The organism is Mesorhizobium sp. M0478, assembly GCF_040321305.1.
In the GTDB taxonomy this organism is placed as follows: domain Bacteria; phylum Pseudomonadota; class Alphaproteobacteria; order Rhizobiales; family Rhizobiaceae; genus Mesorhizobium.
This window is the reverse complement of the sequence record NZ_JAMYRH010000005.1, coordinates 190,576-212,171: the sequence shown is the minus strand read 5'-3', so window position 1 is coordinate 212,171 and position 21,596 is coordinate 190,576. Positions and strand designations below refer to the sequence as shown.

The following is a 21,596-nucleotide window of genomic DNA, read 5'->3' as shown; positions in this document are numbered from 1 at the left end:
TGTGATGGCCATCATCAAGACGAATGCGTGGGAACTATGGAGCCTTCAGTGGATTGCGGCTAGAATCTCTCGCACGTATAAAGACCCGTACGGGGGCGATTATGGCCAGATCTTTTTTCCGCTTTATTTCTTCAATTTTTGGCGCGTCCGACGCCAGACAGGAAGGAAAAGCCGAGGCCAACAGAGCCAATACAGGGGGCTTGATCAGAGCCGAATGGCCCCATGACTATCAGTTCCTCTTTATCGAACCACCTGCGAACGAAGTCGCGGAAGCGTTGGACGGCTGGAAGTGGATCGGACTGGATGGCCTTGAACCAGCTGCGGTGTCAGCTTTCGGCGACATATTTTTCCGTGCCGGCGACGGGTCGGTTCGTCATCTCGATATGCTCGACGGGAAATTGACCAGAATTGCGGGTCATTGGGCGGAATTTCAGGCCGACTTGCAGAATGAAGCGCGCCGCGACGAGTTGCTGCTGGCGGGCCTTGTCGTTGCCGCCCGAAAGAACGGACTGATTCCGGCAGCCGGCCAATGCTATGATTTCAAGAAGCCGCCGGTGCTTGGCGGCGAAATGAGTCTGCGAGAGATGGAAACGACGTTTTTCGTTGTGAAGGTGCATATCGCCGGCCAAATCCATCGGCAGGTGAAAGATCTCCCGCAGGGCGCGAAGATAAACAAGGTTACGATCAGCGACCGATAACGCGACTTACGCCTTGCGCTCCCAGCGACGGTCGGGCGTCTGCTGCCAGTAGGTGACAGCGTGGCCCGCTTCTTTCAACACCTTCCAATGCGTCCGCGCCCCTTCGACCTGGGCCGCGTCATGGCCGTCGAACAGGAACACGGCGCGTTCGTAGCCGGCGAGATCGGCGGGTGCGGCGCCATCGACGAGGAAGCGTATCTGCGCCTGGTTGGGGTTGGCGTCGCTCGTGGTGAGCAGGATTGGCTGTTCGGCCGGATGGGCTTCACGGTCGGTCGCGTGCGCGAGGAACGAATCGTCCCTGAATGTCCACAGATGCAGGTCGAGCGCATCGCGCCGCTCCTCGGTCCCTGTCTGCACCACGGCGCGCCAGCCGCGATCGACGCTGCGCTCGAGCAGGCCGGGAAGCGCATCCTCCAGCGTCGATTCGGTCAGGTGGTAGAACAGGACATCGGCCATTCCCTGCCTTATCCCTCGTAATTGTCGCGCACCAGCCGGTCGAGCAGCCTGACGCCGAAACCCGAGCCCCAGGACTGGTTGATCTCGCTCGGCGGAGAGCCCATCGCGGTGCCGGCGATGTCGAGATGCGCCCACGGCGTTTCCTTGACGAAGCGCTGCAGGAACTGCGCGGCGATGATGGCGCCGCCATAGCGGCCGCCGATGTTCTTCATGTCGGCGTTCTTGGAATCGATCAGCTTGTCGTATTCGGGCCCAAGCGGCATGCGCCACAGCCGCTCCTGACTCGCCTGGCCGGCCGCCGTCAACCTGTCCGAAAGTTCGTCATTGTTGGAGAACAGGCCGGCATAATGCTGGCCGAGCGCGACCATGATGGCGCCGGTCAGCGTCGCCAGATTGACCATGAATTTCGGCTGGAAGCGGTCGTTGCAATACCACAGCGCGTCGGCCAGAACGAGGCGTCCTTCGGCATCGGTGTTGAGCACCTCGATGGTCTGACCCGACATCGAGGTGACGATGTCGCCGGGGCGCTGGGCATGGCCGTCGACGGCATTTTCCACCAGCCCGACGATGCCGACGACATTGGCCTTGGCCTTGCGCGCGGCTAGCGCCTGAATGAGCCCGATGACGGCCGCGGCGCCGCCCATGTCGCCCTTCATGTCCTCCATGCCGGAAGCCGGTTTCATCGAATTGCCGCCGGTGTCGAAGGTGACGCCCTTGCCGACGAAGGCGACCGGTGCGTCCTTGGCCTTGCCGCCCTTCCATTGCATGACAGCCATCCGGGCGCCGCGTGGCGAGCCTTGCGCGACACCGAGGAGCGAGCCCATGCCGAGCTTCTTCATTTCCTTCTCGGTGAGGATTTCGACCTCGACGCCGAGCGCTTCCAGTTCCTTGGCGCGGGCGGCGAATTCGATCGGGCCGAGCGTATTGGCCGGTTCGTTGACAAGGTCGCGCGCCAGAAGCACGCCGTCGATGACCGCAACCTCGTCGGCGAAGGCCTTTTTCGCCGCGGCAGGATCGGCGGTGTGGATGGTCACCTTGACCGGTTTCTTCGGCTCGGCATCGTCCTTGTCTTTCCTGGTCTTGTATTTGTCGAAGGAGTAGCTGCGCAGAATGATGCCGGCGGCAAGGTTCGCCGCTTGCCTGCCGCCAATCTTTGCGCCCGGCACATCGAGGATGACGGCCACCTCCGCTGCCTTGCGCAGGGACGCGGCGATGGTGCCGCCAAGCTTCAGCCAGGCAAAGTCATCGAGGCCGGCGACCTTGCCGGCGCCGACCGCCACCAGTCGGTCGAGCGATGTTCCCTGCGGCGCCAGCACTTCGACGACACCGGCGAATTTTCCGGAAAACTCCGCCACCGGAAACGCCCGCGCCAGCGTTCCTGAGGGGTCGCAGGCCTTTGCCGGTTCGCCAAGGCCACCATCGTCGGCCGCCAGCACGAAGATGCTGCCCTTTTTGGGTGCGGCAAATTTGGCGAAGGCGATCAATGGTCTCAAAGTCATCAGGTCCTGCTTTCGGGAAACGGCTCAGATTTTCAGGAAAAATGCATTCTCAGGGAAGATGCGCGACATTTGGTCGTTTTCCTTGATTTGGCAAGACTTTGCCGGAATCAGGGCTCATATGCGCAGCGGAATCGATAACGATTCGTCGCGGCACGGCTCCGCTTTCCTGCCGCAACCTGTTGTTAACCATTGATGTTCTCCCTTTCTTATCCATTGCCGCCGACACTCCGGCCTGCGGGACGGGCGATGTGGGACGGAGAATCGGATCGAACCGCCTGAAAGAAATGGCCAAACGCACCCAGTTGTACAGCCGCAGCCGGACGACTACCTTGTCCGCGGGCATGATGCCGTTCGGCAAATCGAGAAAAGCCTTACATGAAGGTCGTTGAACGCTACATCATGCGTCGCGCACTGGCGGTGTTTCTCGCTGCGCTGATCTGGACGCTGGCCATTGTCTGGACGACGCAGGTGCTTGCCCGCATCGACCTGGTCACCGATAGTGGCCAATCCGCGCTGACTTTTTTCGAGGTCGCGGGCCTCATCATCCCCACCATCATCCCGATCGTGGTGCCATTCGCCCTGGTGGTGGCGGTGGCCCAGACGCTCAGCGTCATGAACTCCGATTCGGAATTGGCCGTCATCAACGCCGCCGGCGCCTCGCGCTGGACGATTGTGCGGCCGGTCCTGCTGATCGCGCTGGCGGCCAGCGTCTTTTCCTTCGCGGTCGACAATGGCGTCGAACCCTATGCCAGGCAGAAGAACCGCCAGCTGATCGCGTCCTCGCGCGCCGATCTCTTGTCGCTGATCATCCAGGAAGGCACGTTCCGCAAGATCGACGACGGGCTGTTCCTGCAGATAGGCGAGCGGCTGCCGGACAACCGGCTCGGCGGCATCTTCGTGGCCGATTCGCGCGAGGAAGGCGCCAATCTGATCTATTATGCCAAGAGCGGCAGCGTCGTCGAAAAGGGTGACGAGAAGGTGCTGATGATGAATGACGGCGTCATTCATCGCAAGACGCTGACCGGCGACCTGTCGGTCATCCGCTTCACGTCCTACGCCTTCGACCTTTCCGCCTTCATGTCGGCGGCGAACGATATCATGCTCCTGCCCAAGGACCGAACGACGCAATACCTGCTCAACCCGGATCCGAACGACAAGATCTTCCAGCGCAGGCCCGGCGCCTACAAGGCCGAGCTCGACCAGCGCTTTTCCGAATGGTCCTATTCGCTGGTGTTCGCGCTGATCGCGCTGGCCGTGGCAGGCGATGCGCGCTCACACCGCGAGGCGCGCATCCACCCGCTGATCACAGCCATCGCCATTGCGCTGTTCGTGCGCTGGCTGGGCTTCTTTGCCGCCGGCAAGGCCGACAAGATCCCGCAATACGCCTATATGGTCTATGGCGTGCCGGTCATCGCCTCGGCGGTCGCCATCTGGTTCATCGTCACCTCGCGAAGCATGGAACTGCCCGGCAGCTGGGCCGACTGGATGACGAATTTCGCCGGCCGCGTCAGCGATGGCTGGACGGCGCTCAAGCTGCGCCTCAATCGGCGCTACACATCCGGCCAGGGAGCCTGACGATGGGCTGGACCCTGGGCCGCTACTTCTTCTTTCGCTACGTGTCGATCACGATCTGGTTCTTCATCGGCCTTCTGGCGCTGGTGTTCCTGATCGACTTCACCGAGCTGTCCGGCCGCATCACCGGCCTGCCGGGCTTCACCTACGGCACGGCGGTCGCGATCTCGGCGCTGAGGATGCCGATGATCATGCTGCAGACGGTGCCGTTCGTCGGCCTGTTCTCGGCGATGGCGACGCTGGTGTCGCTCAACCGCAAATACGAGCTGGTGATTGCGCGCTCGGCCGGAGTGTCGGCCTGGCAGTTTCTGTTGCCCTGCTGCATCGGTGCGCTGTTATTCGGCATATTGTCGGTCGGCGTGCTCAATCCGATCGCCGCGCATGGCTTCTCATGGTCGGAGCAGATGGAAAACCAGCTGCGATCCGGCAATTCGAACGTGGTGGCGGCCGATGCCACGCCGTGGATCCGCCAGAAAACCAACTCCGGCGACACCATCATCGGCGCCCGCGCCATCCTGAACCAGGGCCTGGAAATGGCCGACACCGTGTTCTTCGTCCTCGATCCGCAGGGCAATATCGTCGAGCGCAAGGACGCGGCGCGGGCCTTTCTGCGCGACGGCTACTGGGAATTGCAGGACGTCAAGGTGTTCAAGGACGGCAACATCCGTTCCGAAACGACCGACCAGTTGCCGACCAACCTCAAGCCGGAATTCGTGCAGGAACGGCTGGCGCGCCCCGAAACCATCCCGTTTTACGACCTTCCCGGCAAGATTGAGGTTGCCCGCTCCTTCGGCCTCAAGGCAAATGCCTTCGCCATGCAGTTCGATTCGCTGGTGGCGTTACCGTTCCTGCTTGTGGCCATGACGCTGATTGCGGCAACAGTTTCAATGCGATTTGCGAGGATGGGGCAGTCGGCAACGATGATTCTGGGTGGCGTCCTCGCCGGCTTTCTGCTTTATGTCGTTTCGGTATTGGTCAAGGCATTCGGCGTTGCGGGATTCGTGCCCACAGCCGTGGCTGCATGGGTTCCGGTTGTCGTGGCTATGTTCTTTGGGGTGACATTCCTGCTATACAAGGAAGACGGCTAGTGAGGGAGGCGGCTTTGCGCAGCCATAGGCAGGCCGGTTTGGCGCGCCTCTATTCGGCGAGCGCCTTGGCATGCCTGCTCGCCTGCGGCGTGCTGACGGCCCCTGCGCTGGCGCAGGACGTTACCGACGTGGCAACGAAGGTTCCCTCCGGCTCCCAGATGCTGCTGGCGGCCGACACGCTCGTCTATAACAATGACAACCAGACGGTCACCGCCATCGGCGGCGTCCAGATCGACTATGGCGGCAACAAGCTCGTCGCCCAGCGCGTCGTCTATGATCGAAACACCAAGCGGCTGGTTGCCAGCGGCAATGTGGAGATCGTCAACAGCGACGGCACCAAGATCAACTCGCAGCATATCGATATTACCGACGATTTCGCTGACGGTTTCGTTAATGCGCTGCGCGTCGAAACGCCCGAAAAAGCCTATTTCGCCGCCGAAAGCGCCGAGCGCATGGGCGGCGTGCTGACAACGTTCCACAACGGCGTCTATACGGCCTGCGAGCCTTGCGAAGACAAGCCGGACAAGGCGCCGACCTGGCGGATCAAAGCCAGGAAGATCATCTGGAACGGCGAAAAGAAAACGGTTCGCTTCGAGAATGCGAATTTCGAATTCTTCGGTTTCCCGCTGGCTTACCTGCCGGCGTTCGAGATCGCCGACCCTACGGTCAAGCGCAAAAGCGGCTTCCTGATCCCCAGCATCGGCTACAACAACCGTCTCGGCGTCGGCGTCAAAGTCCCCTACTATTTTGCCCTGTCGCCGACCTACGACCTCACCGTTACCGGCAGCGGCTACACCAAGCAGGGTTTCCTCGGCGAGGCCGAGTGGCGCCAGCGCTTCAACAATGGCCAGTACACGCTGAAGCTTGCCGGAATCAACCAGCAGGACCCTGGCGCTTTCCGTGATTTCGCGGCTTTCCCCGGCGGCTACAATGTCAATTCGGGGCCAGCAGGCGATCCGAACAAGTTCCGCGGCATGATGGGCACCAAGGGCCAGTTCGCCATCAATCCGCGCTGGGACTTCGGCTGGGATATCCTGCTTCAGACCGACAAGAATTTTTCGCGTACCTATACGATCGAAGGCTACAACGACGCCGTGCATCAATCGTCGGTCTACCTGACCGGCCTAAACGACCGCAATTATTTCGATGTGCGCGCCATGCGCTTCCAGGTTCAGGAGAACACACCGGACGGCAACGTCGCATCGCGCAGCGACAAGCAGCCCTGGGTGTTGCCGTCGCTCGACTATGCCTACATCCCCGACATGTCGGTGGCCGGCGGCCAGCTGTCGTTCAACGTCAATGCACGAGTCATTCGCCGCGACGATCTCGATCAGGCCTATTTTACCCCCTATGTGCCGGGCTCAGGCGTCCAGCGCGTGCGCGGCATCGAGGGCGAATCCGGTCGCCTCACCGCCGAAGCCGAATGGAAGCGTACCTTCACCACGGACGGCGGATTGCAGTTGACGCCCCTTCTGGCTCTGCAGGGCGACGTCGACTATCTCAACGCTTCTTCGGCTTCGCTGACTGCGGTAAACCAGATGGCAACGAATGTCGGTGCCGCCGACGACATGCGGTCTTCCTTCGCCCGGTACATGGCGACCGCCGGACTTGAAATGCGCTGGCCGGTGCTGTTCTCGATGACCGGCTCCAGCCATATCGTCGAGCCGATGGCGCAGGTCTTCATGCGCCCGAATGAGCAGTATGTCGGCGGGCTCGCCGTTCCCAACGAGGATGCACAGAGCTTCGTCTTCGACGCCACGACGCTGTTCGAGCGCGACAAGTTCTCCGGCTACGACCGCGTCGAAGGCGGCAGCCGCGCCAATGTCGGGTTCCGCTATTCCGGCGCCTACGACAATGGCTGGGGCACCAACGCGATCTTCGGCCAATCCTACCAGTTGGGCGGGCGCAACTCGTTCGATTCACCGGATCTGGTCAATGCGGGCGCCGATTCCGGCTTGGAGACTTCGACCTCCGACTATGTCGGCCTTGTCGGCTTCAGCAGCCCGAGCGGCTTCTCCGGTTCGCTCAGCGGCCGCTTCGACGAGCAGACCTTCGAAGTTCGCCGTGCCGAGGTGAAGGCCGCCTATTCCGGGCTGCCGGTTTCGCTGAGCGCCAAATACGCCTTCATCCAGGCGCAGCCGCTCTATGGTTTCACCACCGACCGCCACGAAGTCACGCTCGGCGCCTCGACACACCTGGCCGAAAACTGGCGCGTCTTCGGCACCGGCACCTACGACCTGCAACAAAGCGTGCTGGTCAAGGACGGCGTCGGCTTTGCCTACAATGATTCCTGCTTCACCTACCTGATGACGTACTCGGAATCACGCGACATCAACACCAAGGAAGTGTCGCAGAATGTCGGCTTCAACCTGTCGTTCCGCACGCTCGGCGATTTCGGCTCGTCCCAAAGCTCGATCGACTCCATCCAGTAGAGCCGGCTGACGACATCGTTTTGCCGCATAAAGCGGGCACGGATTTCGCCAATATCGGGCTGGAATCGGCCAAAACCGGGTAGAATTGGGATGCTTTCGATGAGGAAATACCTGTTTTCGGCAGGATTCGCGCTCCTGTTGGCGGCGACCTCGGTCTCTGTCACCATGATGGTACCGCCGGCGTTCGCCAGTGAAATCAAGTATGTCGTCAACAACATGCCGATCACCACCGGCGACATCGCGCACCGGGCTGCCTTCCTGAAACTGCAGCGCAAGAAGGGTGACGCGGGTCAGGAAATGATCGACCAGACGCTGCGCATGGCGGAGGCCAGGCGTCTCGGCATCCGCATCTCCGACGCCCAGGTAGAGGCTGCCTATCAGCGCTTTGCCTCGAGCAACAAGATGCAGCTCAAGCAGCTCGACGGTGTCATGGCGCAGTCCGGCGTGACCAAGGAGCATTTCAAGGAATTCATCCGCTCCCAGATGGCGTGGAACCAGGCGCTGAGCGCACGCTACAGCGGCGGCGGCGGGGAGGTGAGCGAACAGGATCTGGTCAAGCGCATGCTCGAAAAAGGCGGCGCCAAGCCAAGCGCCACCGAGTACATGCTGCAGCAGGTGATCTTCGTGGTGCCGAAGGCCGAGCGCAGTGCCACACTCGCCAAACGCAAGCGCGAGGCTGAAGCCATGCGCGCCCGCTTCAATGGCTGCAACACCACGCGTGAATTCGCCAAGGGCCTGATCGACGTCACCGTTCGCGACCTCCCCCGATTGCTGGCGCCGCAACTGCCGCCGGACTGGGCCGAGCAGATCAAGGCCACCAAGCTGGGCGGCGCCACGGCCGTGCGCGAGACCGATCGCGGCATTGAATTCATCGGCATCTGCTCGTCGCGAGAGGTTTCCGACGACAAGGCGGCCCAGATGGTGTTCCAGAGCGAAGGCAGCGGCGACAAGAACGCCGACGAGCTCTCGGCCAAATATGTCGAAGAGCTGAAGGCGAAAGCCAAGATCGTTACGCGCTGAACCGGCCCAGCCGTGCGTGAGACAGAGCTTCCGCTGGCGCTGAGCGTCGGCGATCCATCCGGCGTCGGTCCGGAAATCGCCATTGCCGCGTGGCAGAGCGCCCGCGGTTCCGGTGCCGCGCCCTTCTACCTTCTCGCCGATCCGGCGCTGATTGCCGCGCGGGCGCGCCGGCTCGGCGCGGCGGTGGCAATCGCCGAGACGGTGCCGGCCCAAGCAGCTGGTGTCTTTCAACACGCCTTGCCCGTGGTGCCGCTGGCGGCCCACTTCACCGACGATCCCGGCCGGCCCGACCCGGCCAATGCCGCCGGCATCATCGAGGCCATCGATCGCGCCGTCGCCGACTGCCTTGCCGGTCACGCGGCCGCGGTCGTCACCTGTCCGATCGCGAAGAAGCCGCTCTACGATGCCGGCTTCGGCTTTCCCGGCCACACCGAGTATCTGGCGCATCTGGCCTCGCTCCACACCGGCGGCACGGTGACGCCGGTGATGCTGATCGCCGGCCCCGAATTGCGCACCGTTCCTGTCACCATCCACATCGCGCTGGCCGAGGTGCCGAAGACGCTGACGACGGAGCTGATCGTTGCCATCGCGCGCATCACCGCCGGCGATCTTGCACGCCGTTTCGGCATCGCCAGGCCGAGGCTCGCGCTTGCCGGCCTCAATCCGCATGCCGGCGAAAGCGGCGCCATGGGGACAGAGGACGAGCACATCATTCGTCCTGCGGTCGACATGTTGCGGGCGCAAGGCATCGATGCCTTCGGACCGCTGCCGGCCGATACGATGTTTCATGCGCGCGCCCGCGCCGGCTACGACGTGGCGGTCTGCATGTATCATGACCAGGCGTTGATCCCGGCCAAGGCGCTGGCCTTCGACCAGGCCGTCAACGTCACGCTTGGCCTGCCGTTCATCCGCACCTCGCCCGATCACGGCACAGCCTTCGACATCGCCGGCAAGGGCATCGCACGTCCCGACAGCCTGATCGCGGCGCTAAAGCTGGCCCGCCGGCTGGCCGATACCGGCGCAAAGCCCGCAGTTGCATGAGCCAAAAATCATGAGCCCAAATCATGAGCCCAAAATTCATGAGCATTGACGGGCTGCCGCCGCTGCGCGAGGTGATCGAGCGCCATGGACTGCAGGCAAAGAAGGCGCTTGGCCAGAATTTCCTGCTCGACCTCAATTTGACCGGCAAGATCGCGCGCGTCGCCGGGGACCTTAGCGACAGTACGGTAATCGAGGTCGGCCCCGGCCCCGGCGGGCTGACCAGGGCGCTGCTCGCTGCCGGTGCCCGCCGCGTCGTCGCCATCGAGCGCGACGAACGCTGCCTTGCGGCCTTGGCCGAGGTCTCCAACCACTATCCGGGCCGGCTCGAGGTGATCAGCGGCGATGCGCTGAAGACGGATTTTGCCGCTCTTGCCAAGACCGCGTCACAAGGCAGCCCGGTGAGGATTGCCGCCAACCTGCCCTACAATATCGGCACCGAGCTGTTGATCCGTTGGCTGACTGTGGCGGACTGGCCACCCTTCTATCAATCGATGACGCTGATGTTCCAGCGCGAGGTGGCCGAGCGCATTGTCGCCGGTTTCGGCAGCGATGCTTATGGCCGGCTCGGCGTGCTGGCGGGCTGGCGGACCGAGGCGAGGATCGCCTTCGACGTGCCGCCGCAAGCGTTCACGCCGCCACCCAAGGTAACGTCCTCGGTGGTGCATCTGGTGCCGCGCGCCAGCCCTTTGTCAACCGACGTGAAAAAACTCGGTCGCGTCACCGAAGCCGCTTTCGGCCAGCGCCGGAAAATGCTGCGGCAGAGCGTGAAGAGCCTGGGTGGCGAGGCACTGCTGACGCGCGCCGGCATCGATCCGACCCGGCGTGCGGAGACGCTCAGCGTCGAGGAATTCGTGCGGCTGACAAACGCGGTTTGACCGGCGGCGCTAGCGCCGCCTAGCAATCGTCATTCAAACGCATTACATTGACGTCGAAGGAGATTGCCATGCCAGCAAATGCACTGGTCCAGACGCGTATCGACGCCGACATCCGGGATCGAGCTTCGGCGGTGCTCGAAAGCATGGGGCTGACGGTCTCGGATGCGGTGCGGATATTGCTCACCCGAACCGCCAACGAGGGTGCGCTGCCCATCGATCTCGTCACAAACAACGAGGCGTATGATTTATGGTTTCGCGCCAAGGTTCGCGAAGCGCTCGACGACACCCGACAAGACATTCCTGATGATCAAGTCGAGGCGCATTTTGCCGAGAGACGCGCCGCGGCGCGGCGTTCGGGTGAACCTAAATCTTGAAGATCGTCTGGTCGCCATTCGCGCTTTCAGATCGCGACGGCATCTTCGCGCATATCGAGGCCGACAATCCTGCGGCCGCGATCGCCACCGATGAGCGGATCGTCGCCGCAATCAACCGTCTTCGGGACCTTCCCCAAAGCGGCCGGATCGGCAGGCTTGCAGGGACACGAGAGATCGTCATCGTCGGCACGCCATATGTCGCGGCCTATCAGCTGACCAACAGCACGATTCGAATCCTGCGCGTGCTTCACGGAGCGCAGCGTTGGCCGGACGATCTGCCAGGCAGCTGATGCCGCTAATTTAGATTGCCAGCGGTGGACGAGCTATTCCGTCTTCTCGTCCAGCAACCCCGAGACGAAATCGAACAGCCCGGGCCGGCGGTCGCGCCGCAGCCTTTCCGCCGTCACGATGCCACGCACTTCGGCGAAGGCGCGGTCGAGATCGTCGTTGACGATGACAAAGTCATATTCCTTCCAGTGCTCGATCTCGTTGCGGGCGTTCTTCAGCCTGGTCTCGATCACGTGCTCCTGGTCCTCGGCGCGGCGCTTGAGGCGCGACTTCAATTCCTTCATCGACGGCGGCAGGATGAAGATCGAGACGATGTCGGCGCGCATCTTCTCCTTGAGCTGCTGGGCGCCTTGCCAGTCGATGTCGAAGAGCATGTCACGGCCCTGCGCCAGCGCCAGTTCGGCCGGCTCGCGCGGCGTCGCGTAGCAATTGCCGTGCACCTCGGCCCATTCGAGCAACGCGTCGGAATCGCGCAGCCGCTCGAACTCGCGCGTGGTGCGGAAGTGATAGTGGACGCCCTCGATCTCCGAGCCGCGGCGTGGCCTGGTGGTGACCGAGACCGATAATTCCAGGCTGCCGTCGCTTTCCAGCAGGTTGCGCGCGATCGTCGACTTGCCGGCGCCCGACGGCGACGACAGGACCAGCATCAGCCCGCGGCGGCGAATGCGGGATCCGAGATCCCTGGCAACCATCGGCTCCTTGCCACCCATTCGGGTTTACTCCAGATTCTGGACCTGTTCGCGAAACTGGTCGACCACCGCCTTCAGTTCCAGCCCGATGGCGGTGACAGTGGCGGCGTTCGACTTGGAACACAGCGTATTCGATTCGCGGTTGAATTCCTGCGCCAGAAAATCGAGCTTGCGGCCGATGGCGCCGCCATTTGCCAGCAGCGCTCTGCCCGACGCCACATGCGTCTTCAGCCGATCGATCTCTTCACGGATATCGGCCTTGGTGGCCAGGAACGCCGCTTCCATGTGCAGCCGGCCGGCATCGAGATTGGCCGACGCATCCATCAGCAGCCGCACCTGTTCGGCGATCCGCTCGCGGATCGCCGCCGGTTCGCGCGACGGGTCGGCCTCGGCTTGAAGCGTCAGCGCCTCAATGGCGTCGATATGGCCGGAAAGCAGCGAACGCAGCGCTTCGCCCTCGTTCTGGCGTGCCTGCTCGAGACCTGTAAGCGCCGTTTCCAGCGCGGACAGGATTGACGCGTCGAGTGCTGCCCGCACCTCCTCGGTTTCGCTGGTTTCAGGGATATCGAGCACGCCGCGCAGGGAAAGCAGACCGTCGGCAGTTGCCGGACCAACACCGAACTGGTCCTGCAGCCGCTTGGCCATGCCCGCCAGATCCCTGAGGAAGGCTTCGTTGACCACCGGCTGCGCCTGCTGGCCGGCGGCGCGGCCGACGGTCAGCGTCGCTTGGAAATTGCCACGCGAAAAGCGCTTCTGCAGCGTCTGCCGCACAGTCGGTTCGAGCCGCTCGAAACCTTGCGGCAACCGCAACCTGACCTCGACGCTCTTGCCGTTGACCGACTTGACCTCCCAGGCGATCGAGGCGCCGTCATGTTCGGCAACAGTGCGTGCAAATCCGGTCATGCTCTGCAAATTCATGATGCGGCTCGTGTCTCCCTGATGGTCCGATTCTAACAATTGCGCATGCGTTCGATATCACGGGCAGCGCGAATGTCAGAATCGCAATACCGGCAAGATGTTGATTGCCGCTGTCGTTTCGATCTCGCAGGGCTGAAATCGAGATTCAGAGGCACCCGAGCAAGACCGAAAACGCTTCGAACCCCGCTGTTCGTTCAAAGCAGCAGCGCGTCCGCCTCTGTCCGCGTCGCTTAAGGTCGATCCCTCTGAAAGCGCCGGCCTGCTACTGGGCGGCACCCGTATCGCCGGCATCACCGCTGTCACCGGCGGCATCGCCACTTGCGTCACCGTTGTCGTCGCCATCCGCCGGCGCATCGGTCTGGCCCGGAGTCTTGGCGCCCTTGGCGGCGTCTTCAGCCTGCTTCTTCTGCAGTGCCCGGTAGCGGGCAACGTTCTCATTGTGCTCGGCAAGCGTGGTGGCAAAGACGTGGCCGCCGGTGCCGTCGGCGACGAAATAGAGATCATCGGTCTTCGACGGGTTGGCGACGGCTTCGAGCGCGGCGCGGCCGGGATTGGCGATCGGCGTCGGCGGCAGGCCATTGATCAGATAGGTGTTGTAAGGCGTCTGTTTCTGGATGTCAGATTGATAAATCGGCCGGTCGGCGGGTTTGCCCTTGCCGCCGAACAGGCCGTAAATGATGGTCGGATCGGATTGCAGCCGCATGCCCTTGGCCAGACGGTTGAGGAAGACGGCGGCAACGCGCGAGCGCTCGTCGCCCCGGCCGGTTTCCTTTTCGACGATCGAGGCCAAGGTGACGAAGTCGTCGACATTGGCCAGAGGCAGGTCGGGCGCGCGCCGCTGCCAGACCTCGTCGACCAGCTTCTTCTGGTCGGCGAGCAGCTTGTCGACCATCTGTTGGCGCGTGGCGCCGCGGGTAAAGCGCAGCGTGTCGGTGGCGAGGCTGCCCTCAGCCGGCTTGGCGGCCGGCATGTCGCCGGTCAGCGCATCCTGCTCGGCGATGCGCTGCAGCGCCTGCTCGACCGTCAGGCCCTCGGGAATGGTCAGCGAATACATCACCGATTTGCCGCTCTTCAGAAGCTCCATGATGTCGCGCATGGAGGCGCGCGGCTTTATCTCGTATTCGCCTGCCTTCAGCGCTGAATCATTGCCATAGACCCGCACGGCGATGCGGAAGATGCGGGCATCGCTGATCAGCCCACGCCGTTCGAGCTGGTCGGCAATATCCTGGACGCCGGTGCTCGGCTTGACCAGGAAGGTGTCGCCGGCCACCGACGGGCCCGGTTCGTTGAATGCCTGCTTGCCGAAATAGAGCGAAACGCCGGCGGCGAGGATCATCAACATCACCGCGGAGATGACGAAGTTCATGAACACCACGACTTGGCTGCGCGAGGCGCGCGAGCGCTTTGGTGGTGGTGTGCCGGCTTCCGGGCGCAAAGCTTCGGCCGCGGTCTTCGGCACGATCGGGCCGGTCTGCTGGTTTTGTCCGAATTGTCCGCTGCCGCCCGGATTGGTGTTCATTAGCGCCCTACCATCTGATCTCTTAGAGCGACCATGCGCCCGATTGGACGCACAGCGTGCCCTAACATTTCAAGCCTACGCATCGTGCTTTTAAAAAAAGCGCCTTCGGTTTCAGGCCGATGCGACGAATCCCCAGCGGCAGAGTAGGCTTGAATATGGCAAAATTGACGACAGACCGCTGGCGCGCCGGTCGATACCGCAATCAGCCTGTATAACGCTGGAATACCAGCGAAGCGTTGGTGCCGCCGAAGCCGAAGGAGTTGGACAGCGCCACGTCGACCTGGCGATGCCGTGGCGTGTTCGGAACAAGATCGATCGCGGTTTCGCGTTCCGGGTTGTCAAGATTGATGGTAGCTGGCGCGATGTTGTCTCTGATAGCGAGGATCGAAAAGATCGCCTCGGCGGCACCCGCGGCACCCAGGAGATGGCCGATCGACGACTTGGTCGACGACATCGAGATTTTCGAGGCGGCGTTGCCGACCAGCCGCTCGACGGCGCCGAGTTCGATCGTGTCGGCCATGGTCGAGGTGCCGTGCGCGTTGATGTAGTCGACGTCGGCGGGCGTCAGCTTGGCCCGGTTCAGCGCCGCCGTCATGCAGCGGAAGGCGCCGTCGCCGTCTTCGGCCGGTGCAGTGATGTGATAGGCATCGCCGGTCAGGCCGTAGCCGGTGACCTCGGCATAGATCTTGGCGCCGCGCGCCTTGGCGTGTTCGAGTTCTTCCAGCACGACGACCCCGGCGCCCTCGCCCATGACGAAGCCGTCACGGTCGCGGTCATAGGGACGCGAGGCCTTCTCAGGCGTGTCGTTGCGGTCGGTGGACAGTGCCCGGCAAGCAGCGAAGCCGGCAAGCGATAGTCTGGTCACCGGCGATTCCGCGCCGCCGGCCAGCATCACGTCGGCATCGCCGAAGATGATCAGCCGGGCGGCATCGCCAATGGCGTGCGCGCCGGTCGAGCAGGCGGTGACGACGGCGTGGTTGGGGCCTTTCAGCCCATGCCGGATCGATACCTGGCCAGATACCAGGTTGATAATGTTGCCGGGAATGAAGAATGGACTGATACGGCGCGGTCCGCGCTCTTTCAGGATGATAGCGTTCTCGGCGATGCCCTCGAGGCCGCCAATGCCGGAGCCGATCATGACGCCGGTGGCGCAGCGCTCGGCTTCGGTGCTGGGCTCCCAGCCGGAATCCTTCAGCGCTTCGTCGGCGGCCGCAATCCCGTAAAGGATGAAGTCGCCGATCTTGCGCAGTTCCTTGGGCTCGAGCACGGCTTCGGGATTGAGCGTGCCGTTGGTGCCGTCACCGCGAGGAATGACGTGGGCGATCTTGCAGGCAAGATCTTCCACTTCGAACTCGGTGACGCGCTTCGCGGCGCTGCGGCCGGTCAGAAGTTCCTTCCAGCTGTGCTCGAAGCCCATGCCGAACGGCGAAACCAGGCCAAGGCCCGTGACGACGACACGCCTCATCGCAGGTCCTCCCCGGTGATGACTGCGGATGGTGTCAGGCCGAAGCCTTGTCGATGTACTTCACGGCATCGCCGACGGTCAGGATGGTCTCGGCCGCATCGTCCGGAATCTCGACGCCGAACTCTTCTTCGAAGGCCATGACGAGTTCGACCGTGTCGAGGCTGTCTGCGCCCAGATCATCGATGAAGCTCGCCTGCTCCGTCACCTTGTCGGCATCGACGCCAAGATGTTCGATGACGATCTTCTTGACGCGCTCTGCGGTGTCACTCATTTGGGGCATCCTCGTCTTTTGTTTGTCTGTCTTCGTTAGCGGGCAGAATGCCGCTAATCAAGCTGAAAGATGGTCCTGCCGGAAACGCAACGATGCCGGACCGGTTTTTGCCCGAACCGCCGGGTTGCGGGCCGCATTACACGAAAAATGGCTGAGGTCCAAGGCGAAATGGTCTCTTTTCACAAGCCGGCCATGTCTTCTTATCACCCGGCAATATCCTGTCAGATCATGGCCATGCCACCGTTGACATGGATGGTCTGGCCGGTGACGTAGGCTGCCTCGTTGGAGGCGAGATAGGCGACGGCCGACGCCACTTCAACACTCGTGCCCATGCGGCGCGTCGGGATCGCGGCCATTATCGCGTCTTTCTGCTTGTCGTTGAGCTTGTCGGTCATGGCCGATTCGATAAAGCCCGGGGCGACGCAGTTGACGGTGATGTTGCGGGTGGCGATCTCCTGCGCCAGCGACTTGGAAAAGCCGATCATGCCGGCCTTGGAGGCGCAATAATTGGTCTGGCCAGGATTGCCGGTGACGCCGACCACCGAGGTGATGTTGATGATGCGGCCATGGCGGCGGCGCATCATCGGATGGGTCAGCTCGCGGGTCAGCCGGAACACGGCGGTGAGGTTCACCTCCAGCACGCTGTCCCAATCCGCGTCCGCCATGCGCACGAACAGGCCGTCCTTGGTGATGCCGGCATTGTTGACCAGTATGTCGACGCCTTCGAGTTCGGCTTCGGCCTTCTGGCCAAGCGCCTTGACCTCGTCACGGTCGGCAAGATTGGCCGGGAACAGCTTTACCCGGTCGCCGAGTTCGCCGGCCAGGGTCTCCAGTTTCTCGATGCGGGTGCCGTGCAGGCCGACAATGGCGCCTTGCGCATGCAGCACCCGGGCAATCGCCTCGCCAATGCCGCCCGATGCGCCGGTGACGAGCGCCTTGCGGCCGGTCAGTTCGAACATTTTCGTCTCCTGATCTTAAGAGAACACCCTTCCCACGGGAGGGGTTGAATCGCCAGTGGATTATGCAAGCGCGGCCAGCGCCGCCTCGACATCTGGCGGCGTGCCGACGGCGGATGTGGCGATGTCGCGGTTGATCCGCCGCGCCAGGCCGGAAAGCACCTTGCCGGCGCCGATCTCAAACAGCGTGGCGACGCCGTTGGCGCCGAACCACTCCACCGTTTCGCGCCAGCGCACGCGGCCGGTGATCTGCTCGACCAGGCGGCGCGCGATCTCGTCGGGGTCGCTGGTCGGGGCTACAGTGACGTTGGAGACGACGGGCACGACCGGTGCATTCTTGGTCACGCCGGCCAGCGCCTCGCGCATGACATCGGCCGCCGGCGCCATCAGCGCCGAATGGAAGGGTGCGGAGACCTGCAGCATCAGCGCCCGCTTGGCGCCCTTTTCTGTGCACAGTTTCGCGGCGAGTTCCACCGCCGCCCTGGCGCCGGAGATCACCAGCTGGCCGCCGCCATTGTCGTTGGCGATCTGGCAGACTTTGCCGGATCCCGTTGCGGCCTCGGTGCAAGCGGCTTCGACGTCGGGCTGTTCCAGTCCGATGATCGCCGCCATGGCGCCCTCGCCGGCCGGCACCGCCGCCTGCATGGCGTTGCCTCGGATGCGCAGCAGCCGGGCAGCATCGGCGACCGAAACGAAACCGGCCGCGGCAAGGGCGGAATATTCGCCGAGCGAATGACCGGCAACGTAGGCAACCTTGTCCTTCAGCGAAAAGCCGCGCGCTTCCAGCGAGCGGATCGCCGCCAGCGAGACCGCCATCAGCGCCGGCTGGGCATTGGCAGTCAGGGTCAGCGCCTCTTCCGGGCCTTCCCAGATCAGTTTCGACAGCTCTTCGCCCAACGCATCATCGACTTCCTCGAACACCCTGCGTGCCTCGGGGAAGGCGTCGGCGAGGTCCTTGCCCATGCCGACAGCCTGGCTGCCCTGTCCCGGAAAGGTGAATGCGACGGCCATTTGGGCGCTCTCCAGCGGCTGATTTTTCCTGCCTGTGACGCAAGGCGGACCGTCAAGTCAAGCCCGGAGGCGGCATTTCGGCTCTCGCTTGAACCGGAGCTGACCTCGAGTCCCTGTTCCCAAAGGCTTTTTGCCGATCACACCTGATGAAAACCGCTCACGAATCGTTTGCTGGCTCTTCTTATTTTCGCCACAGGCGCTAGCTTTTGCATGACAGTTCTATGACAGAACGGTGGCGCGAGTGGAAATACGCGTTGCTTGGGCCGGGGGAAGAGACGTGGCTAGGATCAGGAAAGGCGCGGCCGTACCCGCGCCACAATTCTTGGAAGACGATCCGTCCACCGGCTACCTGCCGGGGCGCAGATGGCCGGTCATCCGCTACGGTCTGGTCACGCTGCTTGCCTCCGCCATCCTGGTGTTCGCTATCGAATGGATCGTGCGCGGCGACTTCTTCGGCACGGTCGACTTCTTCCTGCAGCCATTCAAGCCGGGCTGGACCACCATCATTGTCTTTGCATTGGTGCTGATGGGACTGGACGCCGTGCTTGGCCGCAGTCACCAGAGCCTGATGATCGTGGCGCCCCTGACGCTGGCGCTGGCCTTTGTCGGGCATCAGAAGTCGCATTATCTCGGCGATCCGCTCTACCCAACCGATTTTCTTTATTCGCGCCAGATCATGGCACTGATGCCGCTCCTGGTGCGCGAGCGGCCCTGGACGGCGCTCGCCATGGCGGTCGGCATCGTCGCCGGCCTGTCGCTGCTGATCTATGGCTGGCGGTTGTGGCGCCGCAAGGTTCCGATCCTCAGCCGCAAAGGGCGGCTGGCGCGGCTGACGCTGGCAGTGCCGCTGCTCGCCTTCTTCGTCTCGATCATGGACTACGCCACCTTCTCGTGGACCCGCGACCGGCTGCAGATCATCCCGATCATGTGGGACCAGAAGGAGAACTACGCCTCCAACGGGTTTGCGCTGGCCTTCGCGCTCAACGTGCCGATGGCGCATGTCTCGGCGCCGGCGGGCTATTCCGACAAGGCGATCGACGCGATCGACAGGCCTGCTGTGGCGGCCTCGGTACCGGATGAGAAACCCGACATCATCGTGGTGATGAGCGAATCTTTCTGGGATCCGACCAAGCTGCCCGGCGTCACAATCACGCCTGACCCGATCCCCAATGTGCGGGCGCTGCGTTCCGGCTATATGTTTTCGCCGGAATTCGGCGGCATGACCGCCAACATCGAATTCGAGGCGCTGACCGGCTTTTCCAATGCCTTCCTGCCGGCGGGCTCGATCCCCTACCAGCAATATGTGCGCACGCCGACGCCGTCGCTGGCGACCTTCCTGAAAAGCGAGGGCTACCGGGCGCGCGCCATCCATCCGGGCACCAACTGGTTCTGGAACAGGGGCGCCGTCTATGCCGATTTCGGTTTCAACGATTTCCGCTCGGAAGAGACGCTGCCGCCACTGGAAAAGCGCGGGCCGCTGGCTTCCGATGCGTCGATGACCGACGAGATCATCGCAGAGGCCGACGCCAGCGAGCGGCCGGTGTTCTTCTTCGCCGTCAGCCTGCAGAACCACGGTCCCTACGAGCCGTACCGCTATTACAATCCGACCCACAAGGTCGTGGCACCGATCAGCACGTGGGCGCGGGAATCGCTGCTCAGCTACGCCGAGGGATCGGCCGATGCCGACCGTGGCCTCGAGCGATTGATCGAATGGGCGAAGAAGCGCGAGCGGCCGACGGTCATCGCCTTCTTCGGCGACCATCTGCCGCCGCTCGGCCCCGTCTATGTCGAAACCGGTTACCTGAAGGACAATGTCGCGCCGCGCAAGGAACCGACGCCGGAGGCGGCACTGGAGCATCATCAGACGCCGCTGGTCATCTGGTCTAACCGCACCGGTCCGGCGCAGGATATGGGCGCGGTGAGCCCGGCCTTCCTGCCCTACCATATCCTTACCACGGCCGGGATCACGCACCCCTACTATACCGGCTTCCTGGGCGCGCTGCGCGAACGCTATCGCGTCGTCGACCGCAATCTGCTTTTGACACCGTCAGGTGAGGCCACGCCGGACTGGGCGCGGCAGAAGGACGTTGATCCGGCGATCAACGACTTCCGCCTGCTGCAATACGATATGATGTTCGGCAAGCGTAAGGCGGCTCCGGACTTCTTCCCCGAAACGATCAACGGTGGTACCCCGCATACGAGTTGATGCCTGGTATTTTTCCAACCCTGCGACGCCAGGACGCTGTCCGGAGCATGCGTTACCCTTGCCTTCCAGCCAATTTGCTATATAGACGCCCGCAATCTGCCGGTCCTTGCTGGGGGCTGAACGGAGGGCCGGAGGTTTTACCCAAAACCTTCGTGTGAAGCCAGAAGCGCTTCCGCCTCCCGTGTCTCCGCTCTCGACCGTCTCGAAATGCTCCTTTCTTCCCCGCCCCCTCGGGACCAGCGGGTCAGAGAAGTTGCAGAGGCTTTGCCGCGAGGATCCGGGAGAGAAACGAAGAAAGGCACTGAACCACTATGGCTCTATACGAACATGTGTTCCTTGCCCGGCAGGACCTCTCGCAGCAGCAGGTCGATGCGCTTGTCGAACAGTACAAGGGCGTCATCTCCGCAAATGGCGGGTCCGTCGGCCGGGTCGAGAACTGGGGACTGAAGTCCCTCACCTACCGGGTCAACAAGAACCGGAAGGCTTACTACACGCTTATGGACCTCAACTGCCCGCCGGCAGCGCTCAACGAGATGGAGCGCCAGATGGGCCTGTCCGAGGACGTGCTGCGTTTCCTGACCGTCAAGGTCGAGGCGCATGAGGAAGGCCCGTCGGCCATGATGCAGAAGCGCGAAGAGCGCTCGGAACGCGGCGGCTTCGGCGACCGCGACCGTGGTGATCGTGGTCCGCGCTCGTTCGGCGACCGTGATCGCGGCGACCGTGGCGATCGTCCGCCGCGCTCATTTGGCGACGCCGGTGGTGATCGTGGTCCGCGCCGTCCGCGCGAAGGCGTTGAAGGAGGTGCAGAATAATGGTCGACATCAATCAGATCCCGACCCGGCGCCCGTTCCATCGCCGCCGCAAGACCTGCCCGTTCTCCGGCGCCAACGCGCCCAAGATCGACTACAAGGACGTGCGTCTTCTGCAGCGCTACATTTCCGAGCGCGGCAAGATCGTGCCGTCGCGCATCACCGCCGTCAGCCAGAAGAAGCAGCGCGAACTCGCCAAGGCGATCAAGCGCGCCCGCTTCCTCGGCCTGCTGCCCTACGTGGTTCGCTAAGACTTTCGAGCGGGCGGTTCGCCGCCTGCTTCCTTCTCCCACGGCGACGGGCGCCGCAGGGGTAATTTGATGATGCATGTCGTTGTCCCAAAACCGGGACCACTCTTGGCGACGTGCATTGAAATCCCGAGTTGAGGTGAAAAGCCTCTAACTGCCGC

22 protein-coding genes are annotated in these 21,596 nt (G+C 62.9%); 12 read left to right on the top strand and 10 right to left on the bottom strand.

The features are described 5' to 3' along the window. Positions 1-101 precede the first annotated feature (101 nt). Positions 102-698: a T6SS immunity protein Tdi1 domain-containing protein gene (locus NKI64_RS14630; protein ID WP_023685696.1), complete on the top strand. Its 597-nt coding sequence runs from the start codon at positions 102-104 to the stop codon at positions 696-698. Positions 699-704: 6 nt separating this feature from the next. Here NKI64_RS14630 and NKI64_RS14625 read toward each other — a convergent pair whose 3' ends face one another. The 3 genes from NKI64_RS14625 to NKI64_RS14615 are packed head-to-tail and all read right to left on the bottom strand — an operon-like array spanning position 705 to position 2,996. Continuing rightward, positions 705-1,154: a DNA polymerase III subunit chi gene (locus NKI64_RS14625; RefSeq protein WP_023672739.1), complete on the bottom strand. Its 450-nt coding sequence runs from the start codon at positions 1,152-1,154 to the stop codon at positions 705-707. Between the two features lie 8 nt (positions 1,155-1,162). Beyond that, positions 1,163-2,653: a leucyl aminopeptidase gene (locus tag NKI64_RS14620; protein WP_023715072.1), complete on the bottom strand. Its 1,491-nt coding sequence runs from the start codon at positions 2,651-2,653 to the stop codon at positions 1,163-1,165. Between the two features lie 49 nt (positions 2,654-2,702). Then, entirely contained in the window at positions 2,703-2,996 is a 294-nt protein-coding gene (locus NKI64_RS14615; RefSeq protein WP_155923279.1) for a hypothetical protein, read from the bottom strand. A gap of 32 nt (positions 2,997-3,028) precedes the next feature. Here NKI64_RS14615 and lptF point away from each other — a divergent pair, with 32 nt between their 5' ends. The 8 genes from lptF to NKI64_RS14575 all read left to right on the top strand — a co-directional run bounded on the left by lptF (position 3,029) and on the right by NKI64_RS14575 (position 11,345). After that, positions 3,029-4,228, top strand: coding sequence for an LPS export ABC transporter permease LptF (gene lptF / locus NKI64_RS14610; protein WP_023672737.1), 1,200 nt, complete (start codon positions 3,029-3,031; stop codon positions 4,226-4,228). Between the two features lie 2 nt (positions 4,229-4,230). Continuing rightward, on the top strand, positions 4,231-5,313 hold the full coding sequence (lptG, locus tag NKI64_RS14605; RefSeq protein ID WP_023702945.1) for an LPS export ABC transporter permease LptG: 1,083 nt from the start codon (positions 4,231-4,233) through the stop codon (positions 5,311-5,313). Next, a complete protein-coding gene (locus NKI64_RS14600) occupies positions 5,313-7,745 on the top strand; it encodes an LPS-assembly protein LptD (protein ID WP_023727348.1) in 2,433 nt (810 codons plus the stop codon). Before lptG ends, NKI64_RS14600 begins: the two co-directional genes overlap by 1 nt. A gap of 90 nt (positions 7,746-7,835) precedes the next feature. Further along, positions 7,836-8,765, top strand: a complete 930-nt coding sequence (locus NKI64_RS14595; RefSeq protein ID WP_023695593.1) for a peptidylprolyl isomerase — start codon at positions 7,836-7,838, stop codon at positions 8,763-8,765. A 12-nt stretch (positions 8,766-8,777) separates the two neighbouring features. Continuing rightward, on the top strand, positions 8,778-9,806 hold the full coding sequence (gene pdxA, locus NKI64_RS14590) for a 4-hydroxythreonine-4-phosphate dehydrogenase PdxA (RefSeq protein WP_031251538.1): 1,029 nt from the start codon (positions 8,778-8,780) through the stop codon (positions 9,804-9,806). A gap of 38 nt (positions 9,807-9,844) precedes the next feature. After that, positions 9,845-10,681 carry a 16S rRNA (adenine(1518)-N(6)/adenine(1519)-N(6))-dimethyltransferase RsmA gene (gene rsmA / locus NKI64_RS14585; RefSeq protein WP_023727350.1) on the top strand — a complete coding sequence of 279 codons (837 nt, stop codon included), beginning with the start codon at positions 9,845-9,847 and terminating at the stop codon, positions 10,679-10,681. A gap of 68 nt (positions 10,682-10,749) precedes the next feature. Then, complete coding sequence (locus tag NKI64_RS14580) at positions 10,750-11,055, top strand: type II toxin-antitoxin system RelB/DinJ family antitoxin (RefSeq protein ID WP_023672731.1); 306 nt, start codon at positions 10,750-10,752, stop codon at positions 11,053-11,055. Next, positions 11,052-11,345, top strand: coding sequence for a type II toxin-antitoxin system RelE/ParE family toxin (locus NKI64_RS14575; protein ID WP_023672730.1), 294 nt, complete (start codon positions 11,052-11,054; stop codon positions 11,343-11,345). The genes NKI64_RS14580 and NKI64_RS14575 overlap by 4 nt, the downstream gene beginning before the upstream one ends. 33 nt (positions 11,346-11,378) lie before the next feature. On the opposite strand, the gene gmk is transcribed toward NKI64_RS14575, so the two are convergent. From gmk to fabD, 7 genes are all read right to left on the bottom strand, one after another. Then, on the bottom strand, positions 11,379-12,053 hold the full coding sequence (gene gmk, locus NKI64_RS14570) for a guanylate kinase (RefSeq protein WP_023672729.1): 675 nt from the start codon (positions 12,051-12,053) through the stop codon (positions 11,379-11,381). A 6-nt stretch (positions 12,054-12,059) separates the two neighbouring features. Further along, positions 12,060-12,950 carry a YicC/YloC family endoribonuclease gene (locus tag NKI64_RS14565; RefSeq protein ID WP_352545396.1) on the bottom strand — a complete coding sequence of 297 codons (891 nt, stop codon included), beginning with the start codon at positions 12,948-12,950 and terminating at the stop codon, positions 12,060-12,062. 262 nt (positions 12,951-13,212) lie between these two features. After that, positions 13,213-14,469 (bottom strand): endolytic transglycosylase MltG, encoded by a 1,257-nt coding sequence (gene mltG / locus NKI64_RS14560; RefSeq protein ID WP_023715070.1) that lies wholly within the window; start codon positions 14,467-14,469, stop codon positions 13,213-13,215. Positions 14,470-14,671: 202 nt separating this feature from the next. Continuing rightward, complete coding sequence (gene fabF / locus NKI64_RS14555; protein WP_023685687.1) at positions 14,672-15,934, bottom strand: beta-ketoacyl-ACP synthase II; 1,263 nt, start codon at positions 15,932-15,934, stop codon at positions 14,672-14,674. Positions 15,935-15,968: 34 nt separating this feature from the next. Further along, positions 15,969-16,205 carry an acyl carrier protein gene (locus tag NKI64_RS14550; protein ID WP_006203723.1) on the bottom strand — a complete coding sequence of 79 codons (237 nt, stop codon included), beginning with the start codon at positions 16,203-16,205 and terminating at the stop codon, positions 15,969-15,971. A gap of 221 nt (positions 16,206-16,426) precedes the next feature. Further along, positions 16,427-17,164 (bottom strand): 3-oxoacyl-[acyl-carrier-protein] reductase, encoded by a 738-nt coding sequence (gene fabG / locus NKI64_RS14545; protein ID WP_023685686.1) that lies wholly within the window; start codon positions 17,162-17,164, stop codon positions 16,427-16,429. Positions 17,165-17,224: 60 nt separating this feature from the next. Continuing rightward, positions 17,225-18,172, bottom strand: a complete 948-nt coding sequence (fabD, locus tag NKI64_RS14540; RefSeq protein ID WP_023743797.1) for an ACP S-malonyltransferase — start codon at positions 18,170-18,172, stop codon at positions 17,225-17,227. Positions 18,173-18,449: 277 nt separating this feature from the next. Here fabD and NKI64_RS14535 point away from each other — a divergent pair, with 277 nt between their 5' ends. The 3 genes from NKI64_RS14535 to rpsR all read left to right on the top strand — a co-directional run bounded on the left by NKI64_RS14535 (position 18,450) and on the right by rpsR (position 21,438). Next, entirely contained in the window at positions 18,450-20,378 is a 1,929-nt protein-coding gene (locus NKI64_RS14535) for an LTA synthase family protein (protein ID WP_023743796.1), read from the top strand. Between the two features lie 311 nt (positions 20,379-20,689). After that, complete coding sequence (gene rpsF, locus NKI64_RS14530) at positions 20,690-21,190, top strand: 30S ribosomal protein S6 (RefSeq protein WP_023672722.1); 501 nt, start codon at positions 20,690-20,692, stop codon at positions 21,188-21,190. Then, complete coding sequence (rpsR, locus tag NKI64_RS14525) at positions 21,190-21,438, top strand: 30S ribosomal protein S18 (protein ID WP_006203718.1); 249 nt, start codon at positions 21,190-21,192, stop codon at positions 21,436-21,438. The genes rpsF and rpsR overlap by 1 nt, the downstream gene beginning before the upstream one ends. Positions 21,439-21,596: the final 158 nt, after the last annotated feature.

Bases quoted from the DNA above. Each gene is read 5' to 3' on its own strand.
- lptG (WP_023702945.1), top strand. From the start codon at position 4,231: ATGGGCTGGACCCTGGGCCGCTACTTCTTCTTTCGCTACGTGTCGATC.
- NKI64_RS14580 (WP_023672731.1), top strand. From the start codon at position 10,750: ATGCCAGCAAATGCACTGGTCCAGACGCGTATCGACGCCGACATCCGG.
- NKI64_RS14595 (WP_023695593.1), top strand. From the start codon at position 7,836: ATGCTTTCGATGAGGAAATACCTGTTTTCGGCAGGATTCGCGCTCCTG.
- fabF (WP_023685687.1), bottom strand. From the start codon at position 15,934: ATGAGGCGTGTCGTCGTCACGGGCCTTGGCCTGGTTTCGCCGTTCGGC.
- NKI64_RS14620 (WP_023715072.1), bottom strand. From the start codon at position 2,653: ATGACTTTGAGACCATTGATCGCCTTCGCCAAATTTGCCGCACCCAAA.
- rpsR (WP_006203718.1), top strand. From the start codon at position 21,190: ATGGTCGACATCAATCAGATCCCGACCCGGCGCCCGTTCCATCGCCGC.
- NKI64_RS14565 (WP_352545396.1), bottom strand. From the start codon at position 12,950: ATGAATTTGCAGAGCATGACCGGATTTGCACGCACTGTTGCCGAACAT.
- mltG (WP_023715070.1), bottom strand. From the start codon at position 14,469: ATGAACACCAATCCGGGCGGCAGCGGACAATTCGGACAAAACCAGCAG.
- gmk (WP_023672729.1), bottom strand. From the start codon at position 12,053: ATGGGTGGCAAGGAGCCGATGGTTGCCAGGGATCTCGGATCCCGCATT.
- rsmA (WP_023727350.1), top strand. From the start codon at position 9,845: ATGAGCATTGACGGGCTGCCGCCGCTGCGCGAGGTGATCGAGCGCCAT.
- NKI64_RS14615 (WP_155923279.1), bottom strand. From the start codon at position 2,996: ATGCCCGCGGACAAGGTAGTCGTCCGGCTGCGGCTGTACAACTGGGTG.
- fabD (WP_023743797.1), bottom strand. From the start codon at position 18,172: ATGGCCGTCGCATTCACCTTTCCGGGACAGGGCAGCCAGGCTGTCGGC.
- NKI64_RS14630 (WP_023685696.1), top strand. From the start codon at position 102: ATGGCCAGATCTTTTTTCCGCTTTATTTCTTCAATTTTTGGCGCGTCC.
- lptF (WP_023672737.1), top strand. From the start codon at position 3,029: ATGAAGGTCGTTGAACGCTACATCATGCGTCGCGCACTGGCGGTGTTT.
- rpsF (WP_023672722.1), top strand. From the start codon at position 20,690: ATGGCTCTATACGAACATGTGTTCCTTGCCCGGCAGGACCTCTCGCAG.
- NKI64_RS14625 (WP_023672739.1), bottom strand. From the start codon at position 1,154: ATGGCCGATGTCCTGTTCTACCACCTGACCGAATCGACGCTGGAGGAT.
- NKI64_RS14550 (WP_006203723.1), bottom strand. From the start codon at position 16,205: ATGAGTGACACCGCAGAGCGCGTCAAGAAGATCGTCATCGAACATCTT.
- fabG (WP_023685686.1), bottom strand. From the start codon at position 17,164: ATGTTCGAACTGACCGGCCGCAAGGCGCTCGTCACCGGCGCATCGGGC.